The sequence below is a fragment of the Williamwhitmania taraxaci genome (assembly GCF_900096565.1).
Taxonomy (GTDB): domain Bacteria; phylum Bacteroidota; class Bacteroidia; order Bacteroidales; family Williamwhitmaniaceae; genus Williamwhitmania; species Williamwhitmania taraxaci.
Genome location: NZ_FMYP01000051.1, coordinates 22,982 through 29,681 on the forward strand (window position 1 = coordinate 22,982; position 6,700 = coordinate 29,681).

Below are 6,700 nucleotides of genomic sequence, written 5' to 3' on the forward strand. Positions count from 1 at the left end.
GCTTATTGAGGCTTTTGGCAGTAGTAGATAATTTCCTGCATAGGTAGGGCGTAGCGCGCTGCCAACTTGGGATCGAGTTCCATAACGAGGTAATCTTCAGTAACCTCAAACCCAACCGATGCGAGTCTTTTTCCGTAATCGCGACCGTAAAGCCTCACGTGATCACGCTGCCAGTAGTGTTTTTCCCGCAGTTCTGGGGTGTTGTAGGCGGGATTCTCCAGCGTTGTATCGAGCGAGAAATCGATGGGTACTTGAAAAACGCCCCATCCGCCCGGTTTTAAAACACGGAAAAATTCGCTCATGGACTTAATATCCTCATCCACGTGCTCAAGAACGTGGTTACAAATAACAACCTCAAAGGAGTTATCGGGAAAGGGGATGTGGCGAACATCCATGCGAACGTCGGCTAATGGCGAGATAAGGTCGCCCGTTACATAGCTTATGTTTGGTTGGTTATTAAACAGCTTGATAAAGCAGTATTCCGGCGCAACGTGAAGCAGCCGAATGGGATCGGTAAACAGGTTTGTTTTCTGCTTAAAGAAAAGCCAGAGTAATCGGTGGCGTTCCAGCGAAAGGGTATTGGGTGCTAATGCGTTGGGCCGACTGTTTATTCGGCCATAGGGCAGCAACTTGCGGTATTTTGTACCGTCAATAGGGTCTTCGAACTTATTGCCTCGGAGGAATAACCCGTAAATTTGTAGTATTCGGTGCGCAACCAATTGCAGTATGTGCCGTGGAATATAGCGGGTAACAAAGCTGATTATGTATTTCATTTTGTGATTGGTGAGTGGTGAATTGTGAGTGGTGAATTGTAGGTCATTGCAATTCTGTTGTTTTGAGCCTTGATGAACGGTGATGGTTTTTCCATTCACTTTTCATTATTCACTTTTCACTGTTTTAAAAGATTTTCAATATTTTCGATATAGTCGAGCGAGTCGTCTATAAAGAAGGTGAGGGCAGGCACAATTCGGAGTTGATTCTTAACGCGCTTGCCCAGTTCGTAGCGAATTTGCTTGGTGCGGGTCCGCACTGCTTTGAGCGAAGCCTCCTTGTCTTTGCTTGGGAAAAAGCTGAGGTAAATCTTGGCCACGCCAAGGTCGGGACTAACCCGAACGCTTGTAACGGTGAGCATCACACCGGGGAAAAGCCCTTGTTCTTGCTGAAGGATTTCGCCCAAGTCGCGCTGCAATTCGCGGCCTACTTTATCTTGTCTTGTTGAAGTCATCTATTTTGGAGTTTAGCAGGCAAAGTTAATACATTGAGAGCGAATTCCCAGTGGCCGTTTGGTGGAGGACGAAAAAAGAGGCAACTTTGAGCGTTTTTTTGATTAATGATAGGCATTTACAGCTACTTAAGCCTCTTTGCCGTTTCGTTTGGAGCGGCCACTGTACTGCCCATGGGCAGTGAGCCTCTGTTTGGTTATCTACTGGTGGCGGGCGGAAGCCCCTTTATGCTTGTGCTTGTTGCCACACTGGGGAACTGGCTTGGTGGGCTTACCACCTATTGGCTCGGTTTTCTGGGCAAGTGGAAAACGCTAACGAAATATTTTGGGGTCGACGAAGCAAAGGCCGAAAAGTGGCGGGGAATAATTGCAAAAAGAGGTCCTTGGTTCGCAATTCTTTGCTGGTTGCCGCTGGTGGGCGATCTTATTGCCCTTGCCTTAGGACTTGTGCGAGCCAACCTATTTCAGGTTGCCGTGTTTATGCTCGTAGGAAAGTTTTTTCGGTATGCGCTTTTGGCTGCGGCAATGTGGCACTATGCTAATTAGACAATGTGCCAGTGTGCCAATGAGGAAATGAAAAAAATTAACCACGGAGGACACACAGAAAAAATCACACAGAGATTCACAGAGGCGTTCTAATGAAAAGGAAGACACAGAAACCCCAAGAACATACGACCCCAGCTGGGGTCGCATAATTACATACACAATCTTTCTATAAACATGCGATGCCTCCGGCATCAATCAATGTGCTGTTATGCCTTGAAATACTAAACACGAAATCCCTTGCCAACTATTCCTACGTCGTAATTTGCCGGAAAAATCCTTTAACTTTTATCTTTTAACCAATTTTCCCTTCCTTATTGCTATTTTTGTGAACTATTGATTTTGCCATAAAAAATTCGAAATAATATAATTGCCATGGATACAGTTGTTAGTGGAATTCGGTCGACGGGAAATCTACACCTAGGAAACTATTTTGGTGCACTGAAGAACTTTATTGACATGCAGCATCATAATCGGTGCTTCTTCTTTATTGCCGATTTTCACATGCTCACCACCCACCCCAAACCGGAGAATCTCCATGGAAATGTGAAGGCAGTGCTCTCGGAATATCTTGCTGCGGGGCTCGATCCTGAGGCGGCCACTATTTACCGCCAAAGCGATATTCATGAGATTCCTGAACTCTATATGCTTCTGAATATGAACGCCTACATTGGCGAACTTGAGCGCACAGCCTCGTTCAAGGATAAGGTTCGTAAAAATTCCGAGAACGTAAATGCCGGATTGCTCACCTATCCTGTGCTTATGGCCGCCGATATTATGATTCATAGAGCATCGAAGGTTCCTGTGGGGAAAGACCAAGAGCAGCACCTCGAAATGACGCGCAAGTACGCTCGCCGCTTTAATACCATGTATAACGTTGAGTATTTTCCCGAGCCCGTTCCCTATAACTTTGGTAAAGAGCTGGTAAAAATTCCGGGATTGGATGGTTCGGGCAAGATGGGTAAATCGGAGGGCAATGGAATTTTCCTTTGCGATGAGCCGGAAGCCATTCGCAAGAAGGTGATGAAGGCGGTAACCGATGCCGGTCCTACCGTGCCCAACTCGCCTGTTTCGGAGCCGGTGCAAAACATATTCACCCTGATGAACGTTGTTTCTGAACCAGATACGCTCAAGTTCTACAAAGAGAAGTATGCCGATTGCAGCATTCGCTATGGCGACCTGAAGAAGCAGTTGGCCGAAGATATAATTAAAGTTGTTGCCCCTATTGGAGAGCGCATCAAGGAGATTTCGGCAAACGATGCCTACCTGAAAAAGGTTATCGACGAGGGAGCCGAAAAGGCTAGGATTAGCGCTCGGCAGACCCTTACTGACGTACGTGAATTTATGGGCTTTAAATCATTCTAAGCGTTTTAAATTGCAAAAGGCACTCGTAACAGGAGCAACCGGACTATTGGGCAGTCACCTTGTTTTTTCTCTTTTAGAGAAGGGATATGGTGTTACGGCGATTATTCGAAGTCGGGAAAGCATTGCCAAAACCACGAAAATCCTCAGCTTTTACAGCAGCAATGCACAGGAACTGACTAATAGAGTAAGTTGGGTTGAGGGGGAGTTGCTCGATGCCGAGTTTATTCATAGTATGGTTGCCGAGTGCGATATTGTGTTCCACTGCGCGGCGCAGGTTTCGTTTAGCCCCTTTCGTAAGGATGAGGTGATTCGCGTTAACACCGAGATTACTGCCAACATCGTGGATGCCGCGTTGGAGTTGGGTAAACGCCTGATTCACGTAAGTTCCATCGCTTCGCTAACGAGTTCGAACAACGGAAGTGCTGTAGACGAAGGGTGTCTTTGGAATTCGGTAAAGGGCGAGAATGGTTACGCTATCAGCAAGTTTTATTCTGAAATGGAGGTGTGGCGGGGCATCGAGTTGGGCTTAAATGCGGCCATTGTAAATCCTGCCGTTATTCTTGGCCCGGGTGATTGGAACGGTGGAAGTCCCTTCTTTTTTAAGGCGGTAAAACGGGGATTACCCTTCTATACCCTTGGGGGAACAGGCTTTGTGGATGTTCGCGATGTGGTTACTGCGATGCTCACCATTGCCGAGAAAAATATCTCGGGCGAGCGCTATGTGCTCGTTGGAGATAATATTTTATACAAGGAATTCTTCGATATTGTGGCCAAGAACATTGGTGCAAAACCACCGCGGATTGCGGCCAAGCGATTCCTGCTCAGCCTCGGCTGGCGATTCGAGTATTTGCGCTGCCTTATCTTTGGTGGTGAACCAGTTATGACCAAGGAGTTGGCTCGCACTGCCAACCGAATTACTGCCTATTCGGCACAAAAGGCCATTAATGTTCTGGGAATTGAGTTTAGAACAATCAATGAGACCATTGAACATACTGCTAGACTTTTTAACCAAAGTTTTTCTAGAAAATAAAATAGTGAGGATAGTTTTTTAAAAAGTTATTATCTTTGCACCATAATTTTTGTGGATGGATTTGCTACTTGCTACCACGGTAAAAAAACGCTAAAACGCTTGTTTTCCCGCCTTCGTGTTTCTATCAAGTCCTATCCGCTATTTTGTTGAACCCTTTAAATTTATTCCACCATGGGATATTTATTTACTTCTGAGTCCGTATCGGAGGGGCATCCAGATAAAGTTGCGGATCAAATATCGGACGGTATTCTCGACGAATTCTTGAGAAGAGATCCCGAGTGCAAGGTTGCTTGCGAAACGCTTACCACTACTGGTCTTATTGTTATTAGTGGTGAGGTTAGGGCCGAGGCCTACGTTGATGTGCAAGATGTGGCGCGCCGAGTAGTAAACCGCATTGGCTACACTAAGGCCGAGTATAAGTTCGATGGTAATTCCTGCGGAATAATTTCAGCTATTCACGAGCAGTCCGTTGATATCAATCGTGGGGTGGTAAAAGCTTCCCCCGAAGAGCAGGGTGCAGGCGATCAAGGCATGATGTTCGGTTATGCCTGTAAGGAAACCGACGATTATATGCCGCTTTCAGTGGTGCTATCGCATGTTCTGCTTATGGAGTTGGCAAAAATTCGCCGCGAAGGAAAGGAGATGACTTACCTACGCCCTGATGCTAAAAGCCAAGTTACCATTGAGTATGGCGACGACAATAAAATTAAGCGTGTTCATACCATCGTTATCTCTACCCAGCACGATGAGTTCGATACTGATGAGAAGATGCAAGCCCAAATCAAGAAGGATGTGCAAAACATTCTAATTCCTAGGGTAAAGGCGCACATGCAGACATCGGTTCAAAAATATTTCGACAATAATATCATCCTACACGTTAATCCAACTGGCAAGTTTGTAATTGGCGGCCCACACGGCGATACCGGTTTAACCGGGCGTAAGATTATTGTGGATACCTACGGTGGTAAGGGTGCTCACGGAGGTGGTGCTTTCTCGGGAAAAGATCCTTCGAAGGTTGACCGCTCCGCAGCTTATGCTGTTCGTCATATTGCCAAGAACATGGTGGCCGCAGGTGTTGCCGACGAAATGCTTGTGCAGGTTGCCTACGCCATTGGGGTAGCACAGCCGGTGAGCATATTCGTAAATTGCTACGGAACGGCTCACGTAAAGTTTGCCGATGAAGTAATCGCCGAGAAGATTTCCCAACTATTCGACCTTCGTCCGGGTATGCTTATCGATAGGCTGATGCTGAAGAATCCAATATATGAGGAAACAGCAGCTTACGGTCATTTTGGTCGCGATCATAAGGTGGCTCCGGTTAAGTTTATGGTTAACGGTCGTGAGGTTGTTCGCAACGTGGAGTTCTTCACTTGGGAGAAGTTGGACTATGTAGACAAGGTGAAGGCTGAGTTTGGGTTGTAACGTTCCCTATTTCTTTAAATATAAAGGGTGACTCAATTCGTTGAGTCACCCTTTTTTTGTGAATGATTCAAAGTGTAAAAGGTCTATAACCGAAGGCGGTAGTTGAGGAATATGGGATTACTGCTTGTGCCAACCTTCATTTGGACTAATAAAGGGCAAAAAAAATGTGGCGGTTCCATTTCTGAAACCGCCACATATGAACAAGGGAATTCTAATATCTAGAACTTATAGGTGATACCTATTTTGCCACCGGAGAAAGCGCTTCCACCACCAAATTCAAGATTCAATCCGAAGTTGTTGGAGAAAAAGTAGCGACCTCCAACTTGTGCGTTAAGGCCTAATCCTGAGGTGTGATCACCTTTATATTCGCTAGGAGACGACCACACATAGAAGCCAAGATTAAGGCCTGCATAAAAGTCAAACGCACTAGGGATGTTTAAAATACGATTAAAGTGGTAGTTCCCATTACCGGAAATACCAATGATAGAGTGATTATAATCATTACCATAATAACGATCGTTGTAGGATCGAAAGGAAAATTCTGCTCCGAGAGTAATATCGGGATGAACGCCATAATCGAATCCAATGTATACGGGAACGCCCCAACCGGAAAATCCTACTCCTGCATTGAGTTGTGATCTTCCCTTACCTAAAGAACCTTGTCCAAAGGATAGGCTTGTTACAAGTAGTAGTGCGATAGCTGCAACTAAAATTCTCATATTTTTCATTATTTCAAGTTTTTGTGATTTTTTACTTTAATTGTTTGGCTGTAATCTAAAAAAATGTTGTTGATAATATTTTGTTAGCATTAAAATGCTGCACTAACCTGAATTACTCCACTATTCCAATTTTGCGACTTCCACGACCGTTTCACTGGACATCGGTAGGTGCGCTCTGAGTAGGCTTGTATGAAACTCTTGTAATGCGCTTCAATGTTTGTAAATAGATCCCATGCTTGGTAGCGTTTCAACAGCTGCCGGCCTACCTTTTCCGGTGAGGATTTCTCCTTCTTTGCCCTTTCTACCGCGACAAACCAATTCGAATAGTTCTGTAGATACTTCGTTGACACGCCTCTCATTATCCTGTTGACAGCGGTATCGAAACGGCACGCCACGTTG

Annotated in this window: 8 protein-coding genes; 4 read left to right on the forward strand and 4 right to left on the reverse strand. The window is 45.4% G+C overall.

Translation table 11 applies throughout. The features are described from left to right. Positions 1–2: 2 nt before the first annotated feature. Together BLS65_RS12580 and rbfA are read right to left on the reverse strand one after the other, a co-directional pair. Positions 3–773: a class I SAM-dependent methyltransferase gene (locus tag BLS65_RS12580; protein ID WP_092439552.1), complete on the reverse strand. Its 771-nt coding sequence runs from the start codon at positions 771–773 to the stop codon at positions 3–5. A 116-nt stretch (positions 774–889) separates the two neighbouring features. Beyond that, a complete protein-coding gene (gene rbfA, locus BLS65_RS12585) occupies positions 890–1,225 on the reverse strand; it encodes a 30S ribosome-binding factor RbfA (RefSeq protein ID WP_092439539.1) in 336 nt (111 codons plus the stop codon). A gap of 105 nt (positions 1,226–1,330) precedes the next feature. On the opposite strand from rbfA, the gene BLS65_RS12590 reads away from it, so the two are divergent. From BLS65_RS12590 to metK, 4 genes are all read left to right on the forward strand, one after another. Then, a complete protein-coding gene (locus BLS65_RS12590) occupies positions 1,331–1,768 on the forward strand; it encodes a YqaA family protein (protein WP_092439541.1) in 438 nt (145 codons plus the stop codon). A 372-nt stretch (positions 1,769–2,140) separates the two neighbouring features. Further along, a complete protein-coding gene (gene trpS, locus BLS65_RS12595; RefSeq protein WP_092439543.1) occupies positions 2,141–3,130 on the forward strand; it encodes a tryptophan--tRNA ligase in 990 nt (329 codons plus the stop codon). A gap of 10 nt (positions 3,131–3,140) precedes the next feature. Next, complete coding sequence (locus tag BLS65_RS12600) at positions 3,141–4,160, forward strand: NAD-dependent epimerase/dehydratase family protein (protein WP_170830114.1); 1,020 nt, start codon at positions 3,141–3,143, stop codon at positions 4,158–4,160. A 171-nt stretch (positions 4,161–4,331) separates the two neighbouring features. Then, positions 4,332–5,582, forward strand: a complete 1,251-nt coding sequence (metK, locus tag BLS65_RS12605) for a methionine adenosyltransferase (RefSeq protein ID WP_092439547.1) — start codon at positions 4,332–4,334, stop codon at positions 5,580–5,582. A gap of 218 nt (positions 5,583–5,800) precedes the next feature. Here metK and BLS65_RS12610 read toward each other — a convergent pair whose 3' ends face one another. Both BLS65_RS12610 and BLS65_RS18335 read right to left on the reverse strand, forming a co-directional pair. Further along, the gene (locus tag BLS65_RS12610) at positions 5,801–6,310 is read right to left on the reverse strand and encodes a porin family protein (RefSeq protein WP_092439549.1); all 510 of its coding nucleotides are present in this window, start codon (positions 6,308–6,310) and stop codon (positions 5,801–5,803) included. A gap of 80 nt (positions 6,311–6,390) precedes the next feature. Next, a partial coding sequence (locus BLS65_RS18335; RefSeq protein ID WP_170830115.1) for a hypothetical protein occupies positions 6,391–6,700 on the reverse strand: 310 nt, incomplete at its 5' end.